Source organism: Bacillus capparidis (assembly GCF_017832095.1).
In the GTDB taxonomy this organism is placed as follows: Bacteria; Bacillota; Bacilli; order Bacillales; family Bacillaceae; genus Bacillus; species Bacillus gobiensis.
Genome location: NZ_JAFDST010000001.1, coordinates 759,210 through 786,101, shown reverse-complemented (window position 1 = coordinate 786,101; position 26,892 = coordinate 759,210). Strand labels below are relative to the sequence as shown.

General features: G+C 38.6%; 21 protein-coding genes and 2 pseudogenes. 22 read left to right on the top strand and 1 reads right to left on the bottom strand.

The window, feature by feature from the left end:
- The first annotated feature begins 14 nt into the window (after positions 1 to 14).
- The 9 genes and pseudogenes from gltD to rfbD all read left to right on the top strand — a co-directional run bounded on the left by gltD (position 15) and on the right by rfbD (position 7,841).
- Entirely contained in the window at positions 15 to 1,496 is a 1,482-nt protein-coding gene (gene gltD / locus JOC74_RS03825) for a glutamate synthase small subunit (RefSeq protein ID WP_053603038.1), read from the top strand.
- 408 nt (positions 1,497 to 1,904) lie between these two features.
- Positions 1,905 to 2,108 carry a DNA-binding protein gene (locus JOC74_RS03820; protein WP_148564318.1) on the top strand — a complete coding sequence of 68 codons (204 nt, stop codon included), beginning with the start codon at positions 1,905 to 1,907 and terminating at the stop codon, positions 2,106 to 2,108.
- A gap of 305 nt (positions 2,109 to 2,413) precedes the next feature.
- The gene (locus JOC74_RS03815; protein ID WP_245212787.1) at positions 2,414 to 2,971 is read left to right on the top strand and encodes a TetR/AcrR family transcriptional regulator; all 558 of its coding nucleotides are present in this window, start codon (positions 2,414 to 2,416) and stop codon (positions 2,969 to 2,971) included.
- A 214-nt stretch (positions 2,972 to 3,185) separates the two neighbouring features.
- Positions 3,186 to 3,497, top strand: a complete 312-nt coding sequence (locus JOC74_RS03810; RefSeq protein ID WP_053603035.1) for an antibiotic biosynthesis monooxygenase family protein — start codon at positions 3,186 to 3,188, stop codon at positions 3,495 to 3,497.
- A 91-nt stretch (positions 3,498 to 3,588) separates the two neighbouring features.
- Positions 3,589 to 4,362 (top strand): annotated as a pseudogene (locus tag JOC74_RS03800) (SDR family oxidoreductase).
- A 599-nt stretch (positions 4,363 to 4,961) separates the two neighbouring features.
- Positions 4,962 to 5,441, top strand: coding sequence for a DUF3995 domain-containing protein (locus tag JOC74_RS03795; RefSeq protein WP_053603034.1), 480 nt, complete (start codon positions 4,962 to 4,964; stop codon positions 5,439 to 5,441).
- Between the two features lie 74 nt (positions 5,442 to 5,515).
- Positions 5,516 to 6,439, top strand: a complete 924-nt coding sequence (locus JOC74_RS03790; protein ID WP_053603033.1) for a ketopantoate reductase family protein — start codon at positions 5,516 to 5,518, stop codon at positions 6,437 to 6,439.
- A gap of 62 nt (positions 6,440 to 6,501) precedes the next feature.
- Positions 6,502 to 6,732: a hypothetical protein gene (locus tag JOC74_RS03785; protein WP_053603032.1), complete on the top strand. Its 231-nt coding sequence runs from the start codon at positions 6,502 to 6,504 to the stop codon at positions 6,730 to 6,732.
- A gap of 227 nt (positions 6,733 to 6,959) precedes the next feature.
- Positions 6,960 to 7,841 (top strand): dTDP-4-dehydrorhamnose reductase, encoded by an 882-nt coding sequence (rfbD, locus tag JOC74_RS03780; protein ID WP_211086055.1) that lies wholly within the window; start codon positions 6,960 to 6,962, stop codon positions 7,839 to 7,841.
- A 23-nt stretch (positions 7,842 to 7,864) separates the two neighbouring features.
- On the opposite strand, the gene JOC74_RS03775 is transcribed toward rfbD, so the two are convergent.
- A complete protein-coding gene (locus JOC74_RS03775; RefSeq protein WP_053603030.1) occupies positions 7,865 to 9,070 on the bottom strand; it encodes a nitrate/nitrite transporter in 1,206 nt (401 codons plus the stop codon).
- Positions 9,071 to 9,251: 181 nt separating this feature from the next.
- Here JOC74_RS03775 and nirB (JOC74_RS03770) point away from each other — a divergent pair, with 181 nt between their 5' ends.
- The 13 genes and pseudogenes from nirB (JOC74_RS03770) (at position 9,252) to JOC74_RS03710 (ending at position 26,880) form a co-directional block, all read left to right on the top strand.
- Positions 9,252 to 11,579, top strand: a complete 2,328-nt coding sequence (nirB, locus tag JOC74_RS03770; protein WP_053603029.1) for a nitrite reductase large subunit NirB — start codon at positions 9,252 to 9,254, stop codon at positions 11,577 to 11,579.
- A 26-nt stretch (positions 11,580 to 11,605) separates the two neighbouring features.
- Positions 11,606 to 13,741 (top strand): assimilatory nitrate reductase catalytic subunit NasC, encoded by a 2,136-nt coding sequence (nasC, locus tag JOC74_RS03765; RefSeq protein ID WP_211086054.1) that lies wholly within the window; start codon positions 11,606 to 11,608, stop codon positions 13,739 to 13,741.
- A 182-nt stretch (positions 13,742 to 13,923) separates the two neighbouring features.
- Complete coding sequence (gene nirB / locus JOC74_RS03760; protein ID WP_053603027.1) at positions 13,924 to 16,338, top strand: nitrite reductase large subunit NirB; 2,415 nt, start codon at positions 13,924 to 13,926, stop codon at positions 16,336 to 16,338.
- Positions 16,339 to 16,364: 26 nt separating this feature from the next.
- Positions 16,365 to 16,685 carry a nitrite reductase small subunit NirD gene (gene nirD, locus JOC74_RS03755; protein WP_053603026.1) on the top strand — a complete coding sequence of 107 codons (321 nt, stop codon included), beginning with the start codon at positions 16,365 to 16,367 and terminating at the stop codon, positions 16,683 to 16,685.
- A gap of 764 nt (positions 16,686 to 17,449) precedes the next feature.
- Complete coding sequence (locus JOC74_RS03750; protein WP_053603025.1) at positions 17,450 to 17,953, top strand: SRPBCC family protein; 504 nt, start codon at positions 17,450 to 17,452, stop codon at positions 17,951 to 17,953.
- Between the two features lie 114 nt (positions 17,954 to 18,067).
- A pseudogene (locus JOC74_RS03745) lies at positions 18,068 to 18,202 on the top strand (oxidoreductase); the annotation flags it as partial.
- A gap of 192 nt (positions 18,203 to 18,394) precedes the next feature.
- Positions 18,395 to 20,230, top strand: coding sequence for a glycosyltransferase family 2 protein (locus JOC74_RS03740; RefSeq protein ID WP_053603024.1), 1,836 nt, complete (start codon positions 18,395 to 18,397; stop codon positions 20,228 to 20,230).
- A gap of 143 nt (positions 20,231 to 20,373) precedes the next feature.
- Positions 20,374 to 21,048, top strand: coding sequence for an NAD(P)H-dependent oxidoreductase (locus JOC74_RS03735; protein WP_053603023.1), 675 nt, complete (start codon positions 20,374 to 20,376; stop codon positions 21,046 to 21,048).
- Between the two features lie 1,131 nt (positions 21,049 to 22,179).
- Entirely contained in the window at positions 22,180 to 22,743 is a 564-nt protein-coding gene (locus JOC74_RS03730; protein ID WP_053603022.1) for a CBO0543 family protein, read from the top strand.
- Between the two features lie 277 nt (positions 22,744 to 23,020).
- The gene (locus JOC74_RS03725; RefSeq protein ID WP_312883783.1) at positions 23,021 to 23,320 is read left to right on the top strand and encodes a YetF domain-containing protein; all 300 of its coding nucleotides are present in this window, start codon (positions 23,021 to 23,023) and stop codon (positions 23,318 to 23,320) included.
- 333 nt (positions 23,321 to 23,653) lie between these two features.
- A complete protein-coding gene (locus JOC74_RS03720) occupies positions 23,654 to 23,935 on the top strand; it encodes an ArsR/SmtB family transcription factor (RefSeq protein WP_053603020.1) in 282 nt (93 codons plus the stop codon).
- 112 nt (positions 23,936 to 24,047) lie between these two features.
- Positions 24,048 to 25,229: an MFS transporter gene (locus JOC74_RS03715; RefSeq protein WP_053603019.1), complete on the top strand. Its 1,182-nt coding sequence runs from the start codon at positions 24,048 to 24,050 to the stop codon at positions 25,227 to 25,229.
- 286 nt (positions 25,230 to 25,515) lie between these two features.
- Complete coding sequence (locus tag JOC74_RS03710; protein WP_053603018.1) at positions 25,516 to 26,880, top strand: aspartate aminotransferase family protein; 1,365 nt, start codon at positions 25,516 to 25,518, stop codon at positions 26,878 to 26,880.
- Positions 26,881 to 26,892: the final 12 nt, after the last annotated feature.

Below are 26,892 nucleotides of genomic sequence, written 5' to 3'. Positions count from 1 at the left end.
GGGGAGAGGACAAAATGGGTAAAAAAACAGGTTTTATGGAATACAAACGCGAAAAACCATCTGAGCGGGATCCTCTCAAGCGATTGGACGATTGGAACGAATATTCATCGCCTTTCTCTGAAGAAATGTCATCAAGACAAGGAGCCCGCTGCATGGATTGCGGTACTCCTTTCTGCCAAATCGGAATGGACGTGAATGGCTACACCTCCGGATGCCCGATTTACAATTTGATTCCCGAATGGAACGATCTTGTTTATCGCGGTAGATGGAGAGAGGCTCTAGAAAGATTATTAAAAACGAATAACTTCCCTGAATTCACGGGCCGTGTTTGTCCTGCGCCATGTGAAGGCTCTTGTACGGTTGCAATCTCTGATCCTGCCGTTACGATCAAAAGCATCGAGCGCACGATTATTGACAAAGGCTTTGAAAACGGCTGGATTCAAGCGAGAATTCCTGAAAAACGCACAGGCAAAAAAATTGCGATCGTTGGTTCCGGCCCAGCTGGTTTAGCTGCGGCTGACCAATTGAATCAAGCCGGACATTCGGTTACAGTCTATGAACGTGCTGATCGTGCCGGCGGCCTGTTAACCTACGGAATTCCGAACATGAAGCTTGAAAAGGAAGTTGTTGAACGACGGATTAAGCTTCTTACTCAAGAAGGTATCGATTTTGTTCTGAATACAGAAATCGGAAAAGACGTAACGGCAGATGAGCTAAAAGAGCAATTTGATTCCGTTATCCTTTGTACCGGTGCACAAAAACAACGTGATCTATTAATTGAAGGCCGTGAAGCAAAAGGTGTCCACTTTGCTATGGATTATTTAACAGATACGACGAAAAGCATGCTAGATTCCAATTTTAAAGATAAAAAGTTTATCAATACGAAAAATAAAGATGTTATTGTAATCGGCGGCGGAGATACAGGTGCTGACTGTGTTGCAACGGCTCTCCGTCAAAAGGCAAAAAGCGTGGTGCAATTCGGTAAGCATCCGAAGCTGCCTGATTCCCGCAACCCTGAAAACATGTGGCCTGAACAGCCGCACGTTCATACGATGGAATATGCATATGAGGAAGCACAAGCAAAATTCGGCGATGATCCTCGCCAATATGCAATTCAAACGACTAAATTAGTTGCCGACAGCAAAGGCAATTTAAAAGAGCTTCATACAATCCAAATGAAAAAAATAAAAAATGAACACGGAAAGTATGAATTTCAAGAGATTCCTGGATCAGAAAAAGTCTGGCCGGCTCAATACGTCTTTATCGCCATCGGTTTTGAAGGCACTGAAGCACCATTAATGGAGCAATTCGGGGTCAACATGACTAGAAATAAAGTTCAAGCTGCTTATGGCGATTACAAGACCAATGTCGACGGCGTTTTCGCTGCCGGAGATGCAAGAAGGGGCCAAAGCCTGATCGTTTGGGCGATTAACGAAGGAAGAGAAGTAGCAAAAGCTGTAGATACCCATCTAATGGGATCAACTGTATTGCCATAAGGAAAAGAGCCTTAATCTGGTGTTTACGCACTGGATTAAGGCTTTTTTTGATTAGAAACAAGGCAAGAGCGGATATTTTTTCGTCATGCATTTACTTTGTGAAAAAGATGAATCATAAATTAGCAGAAATAGAGATCGTTCAATTATTAAATAAAACATCTGAACAGATTAGAGTATGAGAAAATAATTCAAATACTATTGTAGAACAAAATAATATATGTGAATGGGAAACAACTAACTTATGTGCAATAATGATAAGGAGAAGAATGGCATTATAAACAAGAGTAACAATTTTTAAAGAGATAATAAAACAGCACTTGCTTTCTCAGAACTTTGCAAAAGAAGAAAAGATGGTGGCTTATGACGAAATTCGAATTTAAAAATCAAGAAGAACTGGGATCATTTTTAATGGATGAAGTATTAACCAGACAAGAAGCTGAAATGTATTTAAATATGAAGAAACAAAGTTTTCCCCGTTCCCTCAAAAAAGAAAAAATACGTCCCTTTAAAACATCCGGGAAAACCCAGCTCTTTTTAAAAAGTGATTTAAGACCCTACAAAGAAGAACTGGAAACCGAATTAAAGAAATACAACCCTAATCATGATGAATAAGAGATCTGGCACCAGTTCGGTTTCTCCATATTCAAATAAATGTTAATGATTATTTTATTATTAATATTAATATTTTTGTTTTTGTTAATGTTATTTTATATAAAACAACATCATTGGATATCCTCACACGAATCTAACACAACCGATGCTCCATCATTTTTTAAGTGACAAAAGTGAAATTTCTCTTGACAATTTTATATCAGCTGAAATAGAATAAAATTAAATGACAGTCAGTACTGACAGTCTATTTGAAAGGAGTGAGTGTATGAGCAATAGTAATAATTTAAGCCGATGATAAGCTGCTGTTGGCAGCGATCGATTTAATAGCGGAGAAAGGCTACAATGGTGTATCTACCAAGGAAATCGCTACTATGGCAGGTTTGAGTGAAAAAACGCTGTTTCGCCGATTTGGAAGCAAACAAAACCTTCTCGAAATGGCGTTTGACCGTTTTCATTATGCCGAAGAGATAACAAAACTTTTTAACGAGAAGCTCGTATGGGATTTGCAAACAGACTTGCTCCTGATCAGTCGAACATATCATGAAATTATGAATCGTAACCGGAAAATGATTATGATCAGCATCAAGGAGGAAGGGCATTTACCTGGGTTTAGAGAAAGAACACAAAAACACCCTCGACAGCTTTTGGATATTCTAACCAATTATTTTACGGCTATGTACGAAAAAGGAAAGCTAATTCGAACGGACCCCGAGCTACAGGCGTTGTCGTTCATAATGCTGAATTTCGGAGCTTTTATGAACAACCTGGATAATGATATGAATTTTCCAAATGTTTCACTCGAAAGGTTTATAACAGAAAGTACTCAACTATTCACCAGGGCTTTAACCCCTAATATTATTTAAATAAAATGTCAGTCAGTACTAACGGTCATTTGTGGTAAACTTTTTATAGAGATGTACTTTTGTCAAAAAAAAGATCACTTTAAAACAAATTTCGGTACTTTTATGAAACAAAACGTAAGATTGTGCCAAAATCACTTGAAATTTCTTGCCTTTTTCCTAATATTAACAAATTTACAAGCAGGAAAGATATTTTTAATTAAGGAGGTTTTTTTAAATGAATACTAAACCAATAGTGTGGATTAATGTATTTACTGCCAAACCAGGTAAACTAGATGAATTGGTCGCTATCCAATCTGAAGAATTATTAAACTTTAAAAGCAAGGGTGTACCTGGTTGGATTAGTAGTCGTTGGCATCGTTCAGTCGATAATAACAAGGCAATTATGGTGACTACCTGGGAGAGTATTGAGTTTCATAAAAGTTGGTTAGAAAAAGCTGGATTTGCAGAACACCTAAACAAAATTCAACATCTGATTGAAGGAAAAGAAGGTGGGTACTACACGTTGGAGGAAAACATAGAAAACTAATAACCTGTTAAATTATAGATCTTTTATTTAATCAGTGATCTCGCTGGCTACTGCACTAACCTTTAAGCAAGTTATTTTATCAGCTTAAAAAATGAAATGTATAAAGGAGAAATGCTTTATGTCTAAAGAAAAAGTAGCATTTATTACAGGCGCGGGACGCGGAATTGGAGCGGCTACAGCGAAAGAGTTAGCAGGAATGGGTATAAAAGTTGCAATTAACTACTTATCTGACCATAAAAGTGCAGACCAAGTGGTAAATTAAATTCGATCGCATGGAGGAGATGCTATCAAAATTCAGGGAGATGTTTGTAGTGCTGAACAAGTAACCCTTATGACCAATGAGATCCTTGATCATTGGGGACGGATTGATATTTTAGTTAGTAATGCCAACATCCCTTTTGTTATAAAGCCTTTTCTTACTATTTCATGGGCGGAATTTTCACAGAAACTAAATGATGAAATCAAAGCTGCTTATCATCTTTCGCAGGCAATTTTACCGATTATGAAGGAAAACAGTTATGGACGGATCGTCTATATAGGAAGTGCAGCTGCGAAAATTCCAGAAAAAAACTTTATTGCTCATGGAACAGCAAAAGCAGCGCTTGTCCAATTTGCCAAACAGATCGCCAAGGAATTTGGAGAATTCGGAATTACTGCTAATGTGATTTCACCAGGATTAGTAGAAACCGATGCTTCAAGAGAGCAAGTAAAACTACTTAAGTCAGAGTTTACTGCATTGACACCGTTGAAACGGATAGCTCAGCCTGAAGATGTTGCTAAGGCCATTGCGTTATATGTTACTGAGCGATCAGCATTTATCACTGGTTCATATATACCCGTAGATGGCGGTATGTATATGCTTTGACATTTTTTCCCCGATCAACTGCTGACAAGGGATTTAGTCAAAGATTACATAAGAAGATTTCTAAGATTATCGACGTTCCTTGGGAAATGGCGACAACAGAGGCTCTTCGTCATCCCGAAGTTAAAGGAACACGAACTTTTGTTCAGCCATACAAACAATGGTACTCCAAAAGGGTATATGAACTTTCAGCTTTTGAGCCGGAAATATATATTCGGTTAGTCAGAGTGATGAATCTTATCCGAAGCCCCCTCCATTTGTTTCATCCAAAAGTACTGTTCCCGATACTCACTAATCACCGGCATGAATGATTCTCCTGTTGTTAAAGTTCCTTAATCCTTCCTGACCAGGAAGGATTTTTTCTTGAATAATAGAGGGTTTTAATCATAAGATTTCAGAAAACACTTTAGATCTTCTTTCTCCTTTCCTTCATTACTGTAGGATAAATTTTTCTTAAAGGAGGAAATATTCCAAAAAATTCACAGAGTTAAACACACCAATTTAACTATAATAGTATTATGTAAACAAACTCATTTTCATAGCTTTGTCAAATTAGCTCTGTTATTATGAAAACTACTAAAACAGAAGTAAAGGATGCTGGCATGACGAAAAATAAAAATTGGCCAATTATTGCCGGAGCTATCTGGTCATTCGTTTTTGCAATAATGAGCTTTTACTGGGCACTTGGGGGAATGATCGGTGTAGAGTCGCTTGGAGGAAAAATCTATCAGCTTGCTCTTGAAAGAAACCCGCAATTTATTCTGCTGGTTTGGATCACGGGCTTCATCAAGGTGATAGGAGGAGTTTTCCTTTTGCTTATGCTAATGAATCGATTACCCGATTTTATTAAGAAATCATTGTACTGGATTTCGATTGTCGCAGGTATCTTTCTGTTTTTATATGGTGCTGCCAATTTCACGACCGTAGGTATGGCAAAATGGGGTTTACTCGAAATGGGACAACAAAGCCAAATTGGCGGTTTTATTTTTGGGAGCCCTTTTGGATGCTTGGTGGAATTCTTTATTTTATTGCAGGCAGGAGGGCAAGTAAAGAGTTTTCTGCTCGTTATTCATCCTAAATAATTTGAGCAGACCTCCGTCTAAATCTTGATGGTGTTACTAATTATTACATTCATTTTGAAAGGAGGTAAAAGTGAATGAGAATCTTAGTCGTAGGAGCAGGTGCAACTGGCGGATATCTGGGAGCGCGGTTAGCGGAAGCCGGAACTGACGTTACTTTTCTTGTGAGAGAGAAGAGAAAGAAACGCTTGAGCGAAACACAATTGAAGGTATCAAGTGTAAAAGGGGATGTGTCAATTGTCCCCAAAATGGTCGTTCGTGAAGAGCAGTCCCCCTTTGATGTAATTTTCATCACTTCCAAGGCTTATTCTTTGGACCAAGTTATTCATGATATTAAGCCATTTACATATTCTGAAACGTTGATTGTGCCTTTTTTAAACGGATTTGCCCATTATGAAAAACTATTTAAAACCTTTTCACAAGAACAAGTACTCGGTGGTCTTTGTTTCATCGAATCCACCTTAAATCACGAAGGCCATATTCTACATACCAGCCAGGCCCATAGATTTGTTTTTGGGGAATGGAATGGTAAGCGTACAAATCGAATAGAATCACTTGAGAAAGAGTTTGACGGTATAAATGCCGAAATTGTATCAAGTAATCAAATAATGAAGGAAGTTTGGCATAAATATTTGTTTATTGCAGCACTGTCCGGTATTACAACACTATTTAAACAGCCGATCGGACCGATTTTAAAGCTTGAAACCGGCAGGAACACGACGATCCAGGTTATACGTGAAATCGTGTCCGTAATGAGAGCCATTCAAGCACCGCTGTCTGAAAGCATTGAGTCCGATACGTTTAGCCAGATGCAAAACATGCACGAGGAAATGAAATCGTCCATGCTTCGAGATATGGAAAAGGGAAGCGTGATTGAAGATGATCATCTTCACGGATACTTGATCAAAAAAGGAGCTGAGCATGGCTTTAAAGTCCCAGTACTTGAAACCATTTATACGAATTTGAAGCTTTATTCGATGAACCATAATAATATTATGTAAACTAAAGATATGTTTTATTTTCCCGAGGAAAGGGAAAATTGTAATGAGTAAGGAGGATTTCAATGAATTATTCGAAAAGTCCGGGAATTGCAGCGGTATTAAGCTTTTTTTACACAGGTTTGGGCCAAATATATAATGGTCAAATTGCCAAAGGTATTTTATTTATCATTATCCATTGTATTAACATCGGGCTCATGTTTTTGCTTATTGGTTTTATCACGACACCTATTTTTTGGATATATGGTATGTATGACGCATATAAAACAGCTGAAAAATATAACAAGTCCATATAAAACGACTGAGCTTTTAATTGGTTGATCTCCACTTAGACTATCTAATGTAGCGTGGGTGCCAATTATACGGAAGAACCGATTTTGCAGAAATCGGTTTTTTACTGTTACAGGATGGGTTACTGGTGATTAATCTCCTTACTTTGTCATATCTCGTCTTTAAAAATAATAATCATGTGATAGCAGAAAAATAGGGGAGAGTTCAAAATGACTTTTAAGGATCACGTACGATGAAGTTTTTGATCACTGGTGCAAATGGACAGCTGGGCAATGAGTTAATAGAAACAATTAAAAAAGATAATAAACATTCAGTCATCGGATATGGGAAGCAGCAGCTCGATATAACTGACAGTAACCGATTAAAAGAAGTTCTTCAACTTGAAAAGCCTGACTGCATCATAAATGCTGCAGCTTTTACTAATATGGATCTCTGTGAAAAAGAACAAGAGCTGGCTATACTCAGTAACGGGCTTGGCCCTTACAATCTTGCTGCTGAAGCAAAAAAAAGAGGCATTAAGCTTTTCCATATTTCTTCCGGCTATGTGTACAGCGGTGAAAAGTTTCCTCCATATTTTGAGGAAGACCCGACAGATCCAAAAACAATTTTCGGCAAAAGTAAAAAACTAGGGGAAGAGCTTGCATTGCAGGAAAATAAAGAAATAACGATTATTCGGACGTCTTGGCTGTTTGGTCATTTCGGAGAAAATTTTGTCAAATCAACATACGACTTATCTCTTAGTTCAAAAGAAATTTTCACCATCAATGATCAATATGGCTGCCCAACCTATGCAAAGGATTTAGCGTTTGCGCTGCTTAAACTGCTGCAGCATCCTCCGGGAATCTATCACGTGGTCAATTCCGGCAGCTGTACCTGGTTTGAATTTGCAGAAGAAATCATCCGCATAATCGGAGCGGATACAAAAGTTATCCCTATTTCAAGCGAGCAATACGGATTCAAAACACGCCGGCCGAAGTATACATTATTAAGTTTAGAAAAGATCAGAAAAAAAGGGATCTTGATGAGACATTGGCGAGAAGCATTGCGGGATTATGCAAAACGTGAGTTTGATGATAGAGATAAACAAAATGAAAGGAAAAAAGCTAGTGTTTAAGTTAACACTAGCTTTTTGAAAGTTTAGACTTTTACGGACGCATTTTTTGAAGAAAACGTTTTTCTCCATGACACTTGCGCAATGAATAATACGAGTAATGCACCAATACCGATCAATGAGTAGACCATAAATCCTGATGCATACGTTCCGGAAATTTGCTTTAGCGTCCCAAGGATATTAGGGATGAAAAATCCTCCGACTCCTCCGGCTGCCCCTACAATACCAGTTATTACGCCGATTTCTTCTTGAAACCTTTGAGGGACAAGCTGAAAAACAGCTCCGTTCCCCATTCCGAGAAACAGCATACCTGCAAAAAGCAAAGTTATTACCGCAGGTAAAGGAGGAAGCAGGCTTACGCCAAACATGCATATTGCGACACCAATAAACAATACGAAAAGGAGACGCACACCGCCGATTTTATCAGCAATTAATCCGCCGACCGGCCGGAATAAGCTGCCTGCTATGACACAAAGTGTTACGAAATCACCAGCAGAAACTTTAGATAAATTGTATTGGTCGACAAAAAAGATACTTAAAAAACTAGTTAAACCAACAAAACCTCCGAATGTGACTCCATAAAGCAAGCAAAAATACCAAGTATCTTTAAATTTTAATACATCAAGATACGCAGTCAAAGGCTTTGCAGGCGGCTGGGAAGGGGCGTCTTTTGCAATTATCACATACGTAATAAAAACGATTAAAAGTGGTATAAGGGCTAGTCCCATGACACCATTCCATCCGATTTGCTCTGCAATACGCGGTCCAAAAAGTGTGGCGAATACGGTTCCGCTATTTCCTGCTCCTGCAATTCCCATCGCTAATCCTTGTAATTCAGGAGGATACCATCTGCTTGCCATTGGCAGGGCGGCAGAAAAACTTGCTCCTGCAACTCCTAATAAAATTCCAATGCAATAAAGTTCAGTTAATGTGTTACCGAATAACCATCCCCACAATAGCGGGATCATAGTAACGAGCATACCGCCAATCGCTGTTTTTTTAGGCCCTATCCGATCAGTTAACACTCCAACGATTAGACGAAAGAATGAACCAGATAGGATCGGTATAGCTACGATCAAGCCTTTTTGTGATGGCGAAAGTCCAAAATCATTCGTAATGTATACCCCAAGTGCACCAAGCATAACCCAAATCATAAAGCTGACATCAAAGTATAAAAAAGATGCAAGCAATGAGGGAGCGTGGCCGCTTTTTCTCAAACCTGATAATTTCATGAACAACTCTCCTTCTAAAAAAACAAATGTATTTGTTAGTTAGTTAGTTTACCTATCACGGAACTTTATGTCCTCTTCCTTGTCAGGAAATATGACACAGTTCACCTATTTTTCTTCATTCTGTGTCATAATCAAAGTTGTGGATGAGCTTCCATTTTTCAAAGGCAATGGAGGGATTCAATTGAATAAGCAAAGACTAATCGTAGTAGGAAACGGAATGGCAGCGGTGCAGTGCATTCAGGAAATCGTTGAATGCAATCCAAGCCATTTTGAGATTTTCGTATTTGGAAGTGAACCATACCCTGGCTATAATCGAATATTATTATCATCTGTACTCCAGGGAAGCAAGTCATTCGATGATATCTCTTTAAATTATCTGGAATGGTATGAAGAACACGGAATACAACTATTTACAGGTGAAACAGTTGTCAAAATAGACCCTGAGAGAAAACGAATCGTTACGAATAAAGAAAAACAATTCCTGTATGACAAACTAATTATAGCAACAGGCTCTGTTCCAAACAGAATCCCTATTCCGGGGAATGATAAAGAAGGCGTTTTGGCATTCAGGACGATTGAGGATTGCCAGAAAATGATTGAAATTTCACAAAGATACAAACATGCAGCAGTCATCGGTGGGGGCTTATTAGGGCTTGAAGCAGCGCGAGGATTGATGAACCTGGGCATGACTGTGAATGTTATTCATAAATCCGAATATTTAATGGAGCGGCAGCTTGACAAGCGGGCATCTAAAATGCTGCAAAATGAGTTGGAAAATCAGGGAATGAATTTTTTATTAAACAAAGAAACTAGTGAAATCATTGGTGAAAACCATGTAGAAGGATTGCGATTTAAAGACGGATCAGATATAGAAGCTGATTTAATCGTTATGGCAGCAGGTGTCAGGCCTAATGTTCAGTTAGCGGCTGAAAGCGGAATTCATGTAAATCGTGCAATCTTGGTGAATGATTACATGGAAACAAGCCAAAAAGATGTCTATGCCGTCGGTGAATGTACAGAGCATAAAGGGGTCGTTTACGGCCTTGTAAAACCGCTATATGAGCAGGGAAAAGTACTTGCCAAGCATGTTTGCGGTTTACCTGTGAAGGGATACCCAGGATCTGTTCTCTCTACTCATTTAAAAGTATCAGGGATTGATGTATTTTCTGCGGGCCTGCTTGATGAAAGTGAAACAGCAAAAGAAAGAGCCTATTATGACGAAATCGATGGTGTCTATAAAAAAATGATCTTTCAAGATAATAAGCTGGTAGGTGCCGTTTTATTTGGAGATACGAAAGATGGAATGAAATATTTGGATTTGATCGTGAAAAAGAAGGATCTATCAGATGAGGAAAAATCAATGCTATTTCAATCATCTGATGGCAGTGCGGTCGATACTTTGGAGAATTCAGATATTATTTGCAACTGCAATGCAGTTTCAAAGGGAATGATTATTGAGGCCGTTCTAAAAGAAGGTCTAGAAACAATTGAAGAAGTGAAAGCATGCACAAAGGCTTCAGGGTCGTGCGGAGGATGCCGGCCATTGGTGGGAGAGCTTCTATCTTATATTAAAAGCGATAATTTCAATGAAGAAATTGAGCATAATCCAATGTGTGCGTGCACCTCTTTAACAGAGGAAGAAGTGGTATTTGAAATGCAAATGAGGGGCGTTACAACTGTTCAAGAAGTTATGAATGAGCTTGGATGGGAAAATAACGAGGGCTGCTCATTATGCCGTCCAGCACTGAATTATTACTTGGGAATGATTCATCCAGATTTAAGTAAGGGCACATACACAAATGCAATTCTTCAAGAAAACGGGACCTATTCCATTACGCCGCAGCTTTACGGCGGCTTAACATCGGCGGAAGAGCTTCGGAAAATCGCGGATGTTGCCCAAAAATACAACATATCGAATATTGAGATCACGAGTGAACAACGAATCAATCTTGGCGGCATCAAAAAAGAGGATCTGCAAAGCATTTGCAGCGAACTGGATGTAGCGATTTCTTCTGCGAATGGACACATCATTCAGACTGTAAAGACAAGTGCCGGGGAAACGTCCTGCAAATGTGAAAAGCTGCATGCTCAGAATCTTGCAATCAAACTGGAAAGGCGCCTGAATTCCCTTACTACACCAAATCGTTTAAAAATCGCGGTCTCCTCCTGTCCCCTTGATTGTGCAAGCGCAATGATTGAGGATATCGGAATTATATACATTGACAGGGGATGGGAAATTTACGCGGGTGGCAGCAAAACCGAATTGAAGAAAGGCAAATTGCTTAGTGTTGCTTCAACCGAAGACGAAGCAATCGATTTGATAAGAGGAACAATCCAGTATTATCGTGAAACGGCAAATTATTTAGAGTCTGTATGGCAATGGCTTGATCGAGCCGGACTTATCCACATAAGAGAAGTGCTGTTTTCGAAAGAATTGCTTCACCAATTGCTGTCAAGACAGGGTGAAGATATAGCAAGACTTCGTAAGACAGAGAGAAGTTACTCGTAAAATTACTAATTAAAGGGTGACAATCCATGACTGAGATGTTATTAAAATACTTCCGCACGAAGCTTCAAGAGGTACAAAGGGAAAGAATCTATGATTCTCAATGTCCGTATTGCAGTATGCAATGCAAGATGCAGCTGATCGAACAAACCGGAATCTCTAGAAAGTCCTATGTAACAGTCGGAAAAGATAACCCGACATCAGAAGGCAGACTATGTATAAAAGGCATGAATGCGCATCAGCATGCGCTTCATCAGGAAAGAATCAAATATCCTTTGTTAAAAGTGGATGGTGAATTTGTCCGAATTTCATGGAAGCAAGCGCTGCAGCATATAAAAGAAAAATTCACTGCTATTCAAGCTGAAAGCGGCCATGATGCCATTTCTATATTCGGAAGCGCATCGATTACGAATGAAGAAGCCTATTTATTAGGGAAATTTGCCCGTGTCGGGTTAAAAACAAAATACATCGACTATAATGGCCGATTTTGCATGTCAGCAGCAGCTTCTGCAGCCGCTCAAACATTCGGAATGGACAGAGGCTTGACGAATAGTCTGCAGGAAATACCGAATGTTCGCTGTATCATCCTATCTGGCACAAATATCGCAGAGTGTCAGCCTACGATCATGCCTTACTTTGAGAAAGCGAAAGAAAATGGCGCTTATATCATTGCCATCGATCCGAGAGAAACGGCCACAACCAAAATAGCTGACCTGCATTTAAAAGTCAGACCGGGAATGGATGCAGCTTTAGCTAACGGGCTGTTAAAGGTGATTTTTGAAGAAAACTATGTAGATGAAGCATTTATTAAAGCACGATCTAAAGGATTTGACGAAGTGAAGGCACATATTTCGTCTTTAGATTGGGATGAAATTGTTGACATGAGCGGTGTACCGATTGAGCAGATTCGCAAAGCAGCAATTATGTTTGGCAAAGAAGAGAGCGGCATGATTTTTACTGCAAGGGGAGTGGAGCAGCAAACAAACGGCTCGATTACCGTTCGCAACTTCCTGAATATTCTCATCGCTACCGGCAAAATCGGCAAACCGAATTGCGGGTACGGGGCAATTACAGGTCAAGGTAATGGCCAGGGAGCTAGAGAGCATGGACAAAAAGCGGACCAGCTTCCAGGATACCGCTTGATTGAAAATGAAGAACACAGGGAGCATATCGCAAGAGTGTGGGGAATTAATAAAGAGGATCTCCCGAGAAAAGGTGTTTCCGCATACGAGATGATGGAAAAAGTCCACAACGGGGAAATCAAGGCGATGCTGCTAATGTGTTCGAATCCAGTTGTGTCAGCTCCTAACGCAAATTTTATTAAAGAAGCAATAGAAAAGCTATCTTTCTTTGTAGCTGTTGATCTATTTATTTCAGAAACGGCAAAGTTAGCCGATTTAATATTGCCTGCCTCCTCATATCTGGAGGATGAAGGGACGATGACCAATCTGGAAGGAAGAGTCACTTTACGGGAAGCGAGTATGCCTACTCCAGGAGAAGCAAAGCATGACTGGCAAATTATTTGTGATATTGCGCACGTACTTGGCAAAGGAGACTATTTTTCCTATTCGTCTGCTGAAGAGATCTTTAATGAACTAAGGGAAGCTTCGCGCGGCGGCATTGCTGATTATTATGGGATGACGTATGACCGTCTCAGAAAGGAAGGCGGGATTTTGTGGCCGTGTCCTGACACCGCCCATCCAGGGACGACGAGATTATTTGAAGAAGCATTTCCCCGCCCGGATGGAAAAGCGGAAATGGTTGCTGTCTCAAATCATTCAGAAGTTCCGAAAGAAATGCCAGATGAAAGATATCCGTTATATCTAACTTCAGGAAGAATCATGTCTCATTACCAAACTGGGGTACAAACAAGAAAAAGCTCGGCGCTCGCTGCAAGAAATTTTGAATCGTTTATGGAAATCCATCCGGAAACAGCAGCTAAATATCGGATTCAAGACAATATGTTAACAAAAATTGAGTCGGCAAAAGGAAGTATTATTGTCCGAAGCAAATGGTCAAATACGATTCGAAAAGATACCGTATTTGTGCCGTTTCATTGGTCTGATATACAAAATGTCAATCTACTAGTATCAGATCAGCTGGACCCAACTTGTAAAATGCCTGGATTTAAAGTATGCGCAGTAAAAGTAAGCCCCAAAGCCTAAGTAATTGACGATAGAGATGGTCATCAGTTTTTTTGCTAGATATGCTAACATAAAATTTCAATAAAGCGTCGAAACCTTGTTAGATAATATCCCTAAAAAATCAACATTTATGTCTTATTGTGATATATTTTACAAAAACCTAAGTTGCATACCAAGTAGACTTTCTAAAGGAGGCGCATCAATTGAGAAAGAAAAAGTTAGTTCTAGTTGGAAATGGCATGGCAGGTATTCGCGCAATTGAAGAGGTTTTAACAGGTTCAAAGGATGAGTTTGAGATTACGATATTTGGAAGTGAGAAGCATCCAAATTACAATAGAATTTTGTTATCGAAAGTTTTACAAGGAGATACGGACATAACTGACATCACATTAAACGACTGGGATTGGTACGAACAAAATCGTATTCAACTGTATACCGGTGAAACAGTGATCAAGGTTGATTCAGAGAAAAAAGAAGTACTTACGGATGCCGGAAGGACAGAAGCTTATGATGAGTTAATTCTTGCCACTGGATCGCTGCCTTTTATCCTGCCGATTCAAGGAGCGGATAAACAAGGGGTGACGGCCTTTCGAGACATTCAGGATACTGATGAAATGCTCGAAGCCTCCAAAACTTATAAAAAAGCTGCAGTGATTGGCGGCGGATTGTTAGGGCTGGAAGCGGCAAGAGGACTTTTAAATTTAGGCATGGAAGTCACCGTCATTCACAATTCTTCCTTTTTAATGAATCGCCAACTGGATGCAACGGCAGGAAGACTTTTACAAAGTGAATTAGAAAAACAAGGGATGAAATTCTTGATGGAAAAAGATACGAAAGCCGTTCTTGGAGGTGATCGGGCAGAAGGCCTATCATTTAAAGACGGCACTTCCATCCAAGCCGATTTAGTCGTTATGGCTGTAGGGATTCGTCCGAACTGTCATTTGGCAAAAGAAAGCGGCATTTCCACTAATCGCGGTGTGATTGTCAATGATTTCATGCAAACTGACCTTCCTAATATATATGCAGTTGGAGAATGTGTAGAGCATGACGGCAACACTTACGGACTCGTTGCACCTTTATATGAACAGGCGAAAGTTTTAGCAAATTTTATCTGCGGTAATGAAACAAAACCTTATCGCGGATCCGTTGTTTCAACGCAACTGAAGGTTTCTGGTGTTGAAGTATTTTCTGCTGGTGACTTTTTAGAAGGACAAGACAAAAAGGCGATAAAAATATTTGATGAACAAGACGGAATATATAAAAAAATTGTGCTAAAGGAAAATCAAATCGTCGGAGCAGTCCTTTTTGGCGACAGCAGCGAAGGCAGCCGGTTATTTTCTATGATTCAAAAACAGGCTGATATTTCGAATACAGAGAAGGTGTCGATTTTACAGCCTATTGGTGAAGAAGCCGGGGAAAGTTTGGTTGCCAGTATGACTGACGAAGAAATTGTGTGCGGCTGTAACGGTGTGTCAAAAGGAGCTATAGTCCAGGCCATTCAGCAGCAAGGCTGTTCTACAGTTAATGAAATAAAGGCTTGTACAAATGCATCTCGATCATGTGGCGGCTGTAAAGGGTTAGTTGCAGATGTTCTGCAGCACACAATGGGAGAAGATTTTGATGCTGCTTCACAAAAAGAAGCGATTTGTGGCTGTACGACTTTGTCGAGAGAAGAAGTTGTTGAACAGATAAAAGAAAAAGGCCTAACCCATGTTAGGGAAGTGATGAATGTTCTGGGTTGGAGTGAAGAGGAAGGCTGTTCTAAATGCCGTCCTGCCCTGAACTACTATTTAGGGATGGTCAATCCTACGAACTATGAGGATGAGAGAGAATCCCGTTTTGTTAATGAGAGAATGCATGCGAATATTCAAAAAGATGGAACCTATTCCGTCGTTCCGCGAATGTACGGCGGCGTAACCAATTCAAAAGATTTGCGCCGTATTGCCGATGTTGTGGAGAAATACGAAATCCCATTAGTAAAAGTAACAGGCGGACAGCGTCTGGATTTATTAGGGGTGAAAAAAGAAGACTTACCAAAAGTCTGGGAAGATTTAGATATGCCTTCAGGATTTGCTTACGGAAAATCACTGCGAACGGTAAAAACCTGTGTAGGCGAACAATTTTGCCGGTTTGGTACGCAAGACTCAATTTCACTCGGGATTTATTTAGAAAAAAAATTCGAAGGCTTGCAAACCCCGCATAAAGTGAAAATGGCTGTATCTGCTTGTCCAAGAAGCTGTGCAGAATCTGGATTTAAAGATATTGGCTTCATTGGAATAGACGGCGGCTGGGAACTTTACGTCGGAGGAAACGGCGGGACCCACGTGCGCGGAGGAGATTTGCTATACAAAGTCAAAACGGTAGAAGAAGTTCTTGAGGTAACAGGTGCTTATTTACAGTATTATCGTGAAACGGCAAATTATTTAGAGCGGACTTCCGCTTGGATTGAGCGGGTTGGCTTAGCCCACGTCCAATCTGTTTTAGACGATAAGGAAAAGCGCCGTGAATTGAATGTTCGGATGGACGAAGCGTTATCAGTATACAAAGATCCATGGAAACAGATTCTTAATGACGAAAAAACAATGAAAGAATTGTTTGAAAATGTAGTTATGTCCTAATTTGAATTAAGAAGGAGAATCGCTGCATGGTTAATGAAAGCATCACAAAATTATACGTTTGCACCTTGAGTGATCTGCCTGAGCGGCTGGGGAAAACCGTACGAGTGGGAACAAAAGAAGTAGCCGTATTCCGATTGTCAAATGGAAAAATCCGCGCGATCGAAAACCGATGTCCTCATAAAGGCGGAGTATTAAGTGAAGGAATTGTTAGCGGCAAATTTGTCTTTTGCCCCATGCACGATTGGAAAATTTGTGTCGATGACGGAAAAGTACAAGAGCCTGATCATGGATGTGTCAAAACGTATCATACTCTAGTCGAAAGTGAAGCGGTTTATCTTTTAATTTAGTATTAGAAGAGAAAAGATCAATCATATCCCCTGATTCGTTTATTAGAATCAGGGGATATTAATTTGTTTATAATAATATTCATAATTTATAATTAAGTTTTGAACAAAAATACCGGAGTTGAAGGGTTGATACAATCGTAATTGTCACTAAAACATATGGATATAAATGTAAATAAAACCTACCCGGAGAGTTTTTTTAAAAGTGAATGTACTGAGTCTTCTTTAGTATTGCCATTTTGTTTGGGTTTCAGCATTGTAATTCATTGTCCATTCATAAATACCCACCTCGTCACAGCTTTTTATTTTTTATATTCCTTGACAGGAATATTCCTATTAAGATATACTCTTTTCAAAGAAGAAAAACTAAAAGTGCACTTTGGTCCACCTATTGAGTCCAATCGATTATAGTTTTTTGAATTACTTCGCGACGGCCACTCACCGTGTGGGAAATTTCGTATCTGCTTCACACTCTAAAATTACAAGCATCCAAACATCTCTGTGTACTGTGGCAAGAATAGTAGAAATTTATTCGGAAGCAAATCGCTGCAATTAGTTTGCTATCGGAGTCCTTCATGTTTAAAACTCTTGGTTGGAAAAACACAGTGAAATGTGGGAAGAAAAAGTCGAAATCTTGTATCGTTATTTTCAGGAGTTGAAAATAAAAATAAGAATGAGAGAATGAAAACGTTTTCTACACTTCCTATATGTCACGATATCTGTCACATTTATGTCTGAAAAAATACTTAATTTTTGGAGGAGTTAGTATGTTTACAAAAATCGAAATCACACGTACATTCAATGCTACACGTGAGCTTGTGTTTAAAGCATTTACAGAATCAGAACATTTGCAGAACTGGTGGGGACCAAAAGGATGGACTTTTGATATTTCTAAGTTTGAGCCCCGTCAAGGCGGTGTCTTCCATTACAACCAAATATCGCCTGACGGTAGCGTAATGTGGGTCAAATTTGTTTATCATGATATCAATGCTCCAGAGAAACTCATTTATACCTCTTGCTTTTCTGATGAGAAAGGTAACATTGTACCTGCTCCTTTTGACGACAACTGGCCGCTGGAAATCCTGAATACTTTTACGTTCAGTGAGCATGAAGGAAAAACGACTCTTACAATGATTGGGACTCCTGTATCCCCGACTGAGGAGGAAATTAAAACCTTCGAGGAATCACAAGAGATGATTCAGAAGGGTTTTTCAGGCACATTCGATCAACTAGCCGATTATCTGTCAAAAGGTTTAAAACAAATAATATAAGTTCAGCTAAAATAGACACCGCTTGTCGGTGTTTTTTTCGTTATGCGAGGTGAGAGCTATCTCAAAAGCTTATGGTAGAAATCGGTGATGAGCAATTTTTTGAAATCTAATTGAATTCCTGTGATTGCCGTCGGGAGGTTAGAAGATTACAAATTGGCTGATCGCATTGTTCAAAAAGGAGAAGCAGAGCTTGTTGCTGTCGGCAGAGGAATGCTTCGAAATCCATATTGGCAAATGACGCTTCTCTAGCACTTGAAGGCAATCCATTAACGACAAAACAATATTGAGAGAGCCTATAATAATACGGTAGCTAAAAGGTGTTTGTCCTCTTCAAGCTGGCAAACCTTTTTTTGCTTAATCTCCCAATACAGCTTTCTCCCAATTTTTTCTGTGATATAATACCATAAAATATTCCTGATTAATAAGATAATGGAGGCTATCATGAAAATTAGTATTTGCACCCCGGCTTACAATGCGGAAAAAAACATTCCTCAGTTACTTGATAGTATCGTAAGCCAAACAATGGATCCCAATGAATTTGAGGTCATTGTTGTTGATGATAAATCAACAGACAATACAATTCGTGTATTAAAACAATATCGCAAGAAAATAAAAAAATTGCGAATCTATAGACGATTTATAAATTCGGGGGGACCCGGGAAACCTAGAAATCAAGCGATGAAACGTGCAAGGGGAGAATACATATTTTTTGCAGATGCAGATGATTATTTAGGAAAAGAAAGTTTGCAGAGAATGTATGATTATGCAATCAAACATTCCTCAGAAGTGTTAATTGGTAAATATAAAGGTGTAAATGGCAGAGGCGTACCAAAATCAATGTTCAAAAAAAACACCCCGGATGTTGATCCAGCCTCTGAAGATGCCCGGCTCGTCTATACCTTTACACCGCAAAAACTTTTTAAACGATCATTAATAAAGAAGCATAAGCTGCGATTTTTAACAGATATCAAAGCATCTGAAGATCAATATTTTTATATGAAAGCATTGATTTATGCAAATAAAATATCTGTGTTAGCTGATTATGATTATTATTATCTAGTCAAGCATGAGGGTGACCACGCTTCTGCTTCATCGATGACTGCTAAAGAAAAATACTATATTACTGGAATGATTGCTAACGAGATTAATATTGGTATTAAAGAAGAGCATAGAAAAAAACGATTGATGGCTGAATTTATTAATCGACACTTTGATTATTCGAGAATGACTAGATTTACAATTTCGAAAAAAACAGAGGCCGAAAAACAAGAATGGATGAACGAGCTCCGTAAGTTTGTGTTAAGATACGTTTCACCTCAAGTGGATGAATTAGTTTATCCGCATGTCCAAATAAGGCTTCTCTTTATAAGAAATAACGATTATAAAAATCTTCACCTTTTCGAAAAAGAAGAAAAGCAGTTGGATGGCAATTGCTATGCAGCGAACGGAAACATTTACGCTGATCTAGAAAGCTTGAAAGACTATTCTGTTGATAAAAGTTTAATGATGATGAATTATAAGAACAAAATTCATCATTTCGCGGAAACCATCCAAGTGGTTGACAATCAGTTTTCTATCAAAGGTACCCTGAAGTATTCTCTTTTAAAAAGCGTACAAAACGCAAAACTACGCATGACCGGTGTCTTTGTTCACCGGGCTACAAAAAAAGAAAAAGTATTCAAACCGCTTAGCTGCGAAAACAACTATTTTTCATTTAAAATAGCCTATACACAATTAATTGAGGAAAATGAGGACTTCGGGGTTTGGGATTTTTTTATTGATACAGAAATTGAAGGCTTTCATGGGAGATCAAGGCTCGGCAGCAAGAAAAATCCTTATAAGTACCCGAGAGACACGTTTAGTATCAATCATTCATCTCAATCATCTTTTTCAGCAAAAATCTATTTTACTCATCCATTAAGCAATGTATCGGTTGATATAAAAAGGATTGAGAAAGTAGAAGTATCAAAATGTGTTCGTCAATCAGATAATCTGAAGTTTATTCTTGAAAATAAAATCTTTTATTTTTCTGAAGACAGTAATATATTACTTAAGACAGACAATAAGACATTTGCATTGCCATTTTCCATTGAACACGATTTCTTGAATATAAACACAATTTTATCTATCTATATTGCGAACTTGGCTGAAATCTCTTCAGAACTTGAGAGAAGCGCAAGCTTTTACCTTGAAAATAATGATTTAGCTATTATAAATCGAAAGGGAGAAGCACTTTCATTAAATACATTGAGACCTTTTCTGGCCAATAATAATTAGCTGTAAGGGGAAGATCATAAATGTACATTCATTTCGGAACGTGTTATTCAATTCACTGGTTGACCATGAATAATAAATGGTTTTATACTTGCGAATCTGGGGTAACGTAAGAAAGTTGAATGAGACAACGGGAGTGAGTAAATGTGAACAAAGAAACGAAAAAACAAGAAATACTGGATGCCTTTCATTTCAGGCATGCTACAAAAGAGTTTGATCCGAACAAAAAAATACCTGAAGAGGATTTCAATTTTATTTTAAAAACGGGACAGCTCTCGCCTAGTTCGTTTGGTTTTGAACCGTGGCAGTTTTTTGTCATTGAAAACCAGCAATTGAAAGAAAAGCTTGCTCCTGCTGCCTTGGGAGCGCATGGAAAACTTGAGACGGCCAGTCATTTTATCATCATTCTATCCCGGACAAAGAAAGATATGACATACGATTCTCCTTACATTGAGCACATGATGCGAGACATACAAAAAATGCCGGATGAAGTTTACCACGGCATGTATGAGATCGTGAAAAAGTTTCAAGAAACGGACTTTAACTTGCTTGAAAGCGATCGGGCCATGTTCGACTGGGCTTCGAAACAAACTTACATTGCCCTTGCGAATATGTTAACGGCAGCCGCACAAATCGGTATTGATTCTTGTCCGATAGAAGGTTTTAATCGAAATAAAATCAATCAAATCCTCCAAGCAGAAGGGCTGTTAGAAGAGCGAAGGCTCGAAGTTTCAGTTATGGCTGCGTTTGGATACCGTGTGAAAGATCCGCGCCCGAAAACAAGACAGAATATTAATGAAATTGTTAAATGGGTGAAATAGCAAATCTTCTCTTCCTGTAACACGTACAATTACGATCTTTCCCTCAAGATGAAAATTTTCGGGATAGAAGTGTACAAATCACTTTCTGCTGATACCTTCGATCTGAGTTCCAGAAGTCTCAAACAAGTGTGGACCATGAAATATTTGACAAATAGCGAAAATCCCATTATCCTATTAGTAATTTTATTTATAAAGCATTGAAGAGAAGAGTAGGAAGAATTATTATTTACAGAGAAAAAAGACACGGATCTTCAAGCTTGTTATTACGTCGGCTTGTTACCCGTTCCTAAGGTCAGTCAAATATGATTGACCATTTTTTTATTAATAAGGATACATAAAATTTACTTCTTATTAATACCTGTTTTAATTGTCAAGGGGACTAATATTAATACATAAGGAAATACTGATATGTAAAAAGGAAGTTTCTATGTAATGTTGGGACTTATTTTGGCAGTTATTCTTTTTAATTTGGTTGCTTTTATTACAAATAATCGACTGACTAAAAATCAAATCGTGCATATTTTGACATTCACAACATCTTTTCAAATACTTGGTAATACATATATTGATACAAAATATCATGGCTATTGGTACTTTACAAAAGAGATTGATGGGTGGATTGAAATTACTACATTCACGGTATTAATTCCACCTGTGAATATGATGTTTTAAAATTGGTACCCCTTTGAAAGGTCTTTATATAAACGCATCTTTTATATTGTCTGCTGGGTTACAGCCATAACAATTTATGAAGCTGTTACCTTGCCACCTGAACCATGGGGCTACTTTCATCATGGATGGTGGAACTTATGGTATTCATTATTGGTTAACCCTGTCTTATTGATTATTGTTTTAAATTATTACAAATGGATACGCAAAATTGAAAAACTCAACTAATTGGTCTGTCTTTTAAAGAATCGGGCGCTATTTTTGAACAAACAGAGAAAATGATCAATCTTTTTTATAAACTAACATATGCTTGAGTTCGCATAAACAATAAATTTTGATACGTTAAAACCCCTTTTGCATCCAAGAAGGTTGAAATAGAGAACGTGTGTTAGTTAAGTTTTAATGTATAGTCTTTGATTTGATGATAATGATCTGATGATTTCATGTAAAAGGAATGAAAAAATGATTATTCCAGAAGAAGCTGCAAAAAAAATAGATGATATTTATAAGTCTTTAGTTTTTGCTAATCAAAAAGATCATGAAATTTGGTTTGAATATGTGTTTTTATCTTGGCAATGGTGGTTTTGTGTCATATTTACGATTATTCCCTGGGTTTTATGGTGGAAATGTAGAAAAAAAGAGTCTACGAATCGTTTATTATACGGGGCATTTTTTATCATGTTAATTTCGATGTTTTTTGATTCTTTCGGAGCAGAATTGGGCTTTTGGGATTATAGGTATGAACCTGTTCCGTTTTTGCCATCTTTTACACCTTGGGATTTAAGTCTGCTCCCAGTGATTTTTCTTGTTCTTGTGCAAATAAAACCAAATATTTCTCCTATTTTAAAAGCCATTTTCTATTCGGTTCTTAGCTCGTTTATAGGAGAACCTTTTTTTGAATGGTTAGGGTTTTATAAATCAATAAACTGGACCTTCCTTTTTTCATTACCTATTCACTTTTTAATATTTCTAATTGGATATTCCCTTGTTACAAGCAAGAATTTTGAGGAGTTAAAACCAAAGTAAAGTAGTGAATACCTTTCTGATTTAATAGTGAGGTATCTTTGTTTTTAACATAAAGTTTGATCATTCATAAAAAAGAGTACGTTTTTCTTGTCAACCGTGCGGATTCTCGGTCAAAAATTTAGGGTTTTTGAGGGAAAACCATCAGTTTTAATTCGTAATGGCGTTGTAAACAGAGATCAATTAAAAAAATCGAATGAATCTTAATCAACTCCAAAGTCTTTTACGGCAGTCAGAAACGTTTTCCATACCCTATTGTTATTTAGAATCCAACTGAGCGATTAGTATACTGAAAAAATCGACGTACCAAAAAACTATCCAAGAAGATATTAATTTAGCCCCCAAAATTGTACATATTCCAGTGACGATTATTCGAGACGGGGAATTATTAAAAGACGAATTATGGGATCTTGGAAAGAATGAAGCATGGTTGAAAAATCAACTTAAAGTCCATAAGATAAACGAAATCCAGCGTGTATTTATCGCTGAGTGGTTGGAAGGTAATGGATTATTAGTTCAAACTTTTGACCAAGTTTGTTCTACAGAAAGTCCGGCTGATTCTAACCGTTTATACCGTTAGCAGGTAACTTAGTATACTGCCTTAAATACTTCTCCTATTGTTCAACAAGATCTCTACGTATTAGGCATATCTTGTAGAACGTTTCTTTCGGGATGAATCTGGCCCTTCGAAGCTTCCTGAACTCGGGCGTGCCTTTGACCATACGAAAGGGTTCACTTCTTTAGGTGAAAAAGAGGAAAATGAAGAAAACCGAGAAAAGAAGATGTAGCGCACATCTTCTTTTACAATACAAAGCTGTGTATCGAATCATATTTATTGCTTTTTTTAAAGGCTATGGTAACATTATTTCTATAAATATAGAAATAATGTTGGTTCAGGAAGGAATGAAGGAATATGACAGGAGATAAAGAGGAGGTAAATCAAGCAGTCAAAGTTTATAAAGCACTTGGTGAACCGACGCGTTTAAAAATTGCTCTTCTGCTTACGAAGGAAAGTAATTTGTATTGTGCCAATATTGCAAGCAAGCTGGAAAATGTAGCTTCGTCAACGCTATCACATCATTTAAAGCAACTGTCAGATAGCGGTTTAGTTGAGCTCCGTAAAGAAGGGACCTATATTTATTACAGTATCAACCGAAGTATTGCGGAAAAATATGCACCGTACTTGCTAAACTAAATTTTTTCGTTTATATTTCGATATATCTAGAAATATAAAAAAGCTCAATGAATTGTGCGATCTATTTCTATGTTTTTAGAAATATAAAAATAAAAGTGGAGGAATGAATGATATGTCTAAGACATGGAAGATTTATCTTTTGGCTCTCATTAGTTTTTTAGTTGGTACATCAGAATTTATAATTGCCGGAATTCTTGACAGGATTGCTGAGAGCTTAAACGTTTCAGTCGTTGCTGCAGGACAGTTTATTACTGTTTTTTCACTTGCTTACGGGTTTGGAACACCGATCCTTATCGCTCTCACATCAAATATCAAGCGGAAAAAACTTTTGCTGTACTCACTCGGGCTTTTTGTCGTTGGTAATGCACTCGCTTACCTGTTACCTGGATTTGGACTTTTTATCGCCTCACGGATTATTATGGCTCTTGGAGCAGGTGTCGTCGTCGTTACCTCATTAACCGTTGCAGCAAAAATTTCTCCTGCAGGAAAACAAGGCAGTGCGATCGCAACAGTTATTATGGGATTTACGGCATCTCTCATAATCGGTGTGCCGCTGGGGAGAATCATTGCATCTACTTACGAATGGCAAGCGGTTTTTGGGTTAATCGGTCTCTTTGGCCTACTAGCTATTCTCATTCTTAATTTCACGATCCCGGATATTGAAAATGAGGAACCAGTGCCTTTGCGTAAGCAACTCGCTCTATTAAAAGAGCCAAAAACAGCTATGGCCTTATCAGTTACTTTCTTTTGGCTCGGTGGTTATTCCATTGCGTATACTTACATTTCACCATTTCTTCTGAACATTACAGGAATGAGTGAAGGAGGATTAAGCAGTGCATTGCTTGCTTTCGGCATTGCGAGTTTAATAGGTTCTCAATTTGGCGGATACAGCGCCGATAAATGGGGAATTCAGCGTACCCTTATTGGAGGAATGCTGCTTCATATCTTGAGTTTAATCTTGCTTTCTATATCTGCTCATTCTGCGGTTCTTGTATTTCTTGTCCTTATTTTATGGTCTTTTTCAGCCTGGTCATCCGGTCCAGCACAGCAATATAACCTAATAACACTTGCTCCGGAAGCTTCAAGCATTATGCTCAGCCTTAATAGCTCGGTTATGCAGCTGTCCATGGCTGCAGGGGCGGGAATTGGAGGTATCGTTGTCGGGCAAATCACGCTTGCTTCAATTACATGGATAGGGGCTGCAGGAGTTGCGATTGCTTTATTAGTATTAGCAGTGTCTGCAGGTCTTTTTCACTCGAAGTACAGCAGAAAGGCAGAGGAGGCTTCGAGATAATATTTTGTTTGGGAAAATAACAAAAACATTTATTACCACTCATATATCTGAGTGGTATTTTTTATTTCTTTAAAGCAGATTGGTTTACTTTCATATAAGATTTTTGCACCACAAAAGAGACTTCATTTTTGGGCAAATCATCCTATTTTTCATTTTTGTATTGACTATGAGAATCATTATCAATTAACCTTAAGCTTGTAGAAGTGATATTGAAAATCATTCTCAATAAAATTGATAAATATTCATGAAGGAAATTCATCTAATCAAATACAAGGAGTGTTGAAATATGGAAGCATACGTTCGAACTCATTCAGGAAATGAAGCATTACTATCTATGCAAGAAAAAAGAGAATCCAACGCAAGATCTTATTCAAGAAGATTGCCGCTTGCCATTGAAAGAGCAGAGGGCATTTATGTAACAGATATGGATAGCAAAAAATACATTGATTGTTTAGCGGGAGCAGGGACGCTTGCTTTAGGACACAATCATGCTGTTATCCGGGAAGCAATTGAAGAAGTTCTTCAATCCTATGTTCCATTACATACACTTGATTTGACAACACCAGTAAAAGAAGCATTCATTGATGAATTGTACGCTGCATTGCCACAATCATTTGCTGAAAAAGCAAAAATCCATTTTTGCGGGCCAACAGGAGCTGATGCAGTAGAAGCAGCCTTGAAGCTGGTAAAAACGGCTACTGGGAATAGGACGATTCTTTCTTTTCAGGGAGGATATCACGGTTCCACACACGGCACATTGAGTATTTCTGGAACGACGGGGCCAAAAAAGAACATTCACGCACTTGTACCGGATACCCATTTCCTTCCGTATCCATATGAATACCGCTGCCCGTTCGGTGTTGGAAAAGAAGGTCATCACATTAGCACTGCATACATTGAGAATTTACTGGATGACCCGGAAAGCGGAATCGTCAAGCCAGCGGGGATCATCGTCGAAGCGGTACAAGGTGAAGGAGGCTCCATCCCAGCCCCAATCGAGTGGTTAAAAGAGCTGCGTCGCATCACAAAAGAACGAGATATTCCATTAATCTTCGATGAAGTACAAACTGGCATCGGTCGAACAGGAAAAATGTTTGCATTTGAGCTTGCCGGGATCGAGCCGGATGTACTCGTTCTATCAAAAGCGATAGGCGGGAGTCTTCCGTTATCCGTTGTTGTTTACGATCGCCGCCTTGATCAATGGGAGCCAGGAACCCATATCGGAACATTCAGAGGAAATCAAATGGCAATGGCTGCCGGTAAAGCAACGTTAAGCTTTGTAAAGGAGAATCAGTTGCCAGAGCACGCAAATGAAATGGGGACATATTTATCCGAACAATTAAAATCCATTCAAAAGGAAGTTACTACAATCGGGGATGTAAGAGGCAGGGGACTCATGATCGGGGTCGAAATTATCAATCCGTCAAAACAACCTAACAAAATAGGAAGTTATCCGGCAAATCCAGAGCTTGCCAAAGACATTCAAAACGAATGCTTTAAGAGGGGATTGATTCTGGAAGTAGGGGGACGATTTGGTTCGGTGATTCGCCTACTGCCCCCGTTGATCATTTCAAAAGAGCAAATCGATGAAGTTTTGCAGCGGTTCCATGAGGCGATTACCAGTGCTGAAACAATTTCTGGATTGCGTTAGAAGGTGACATTC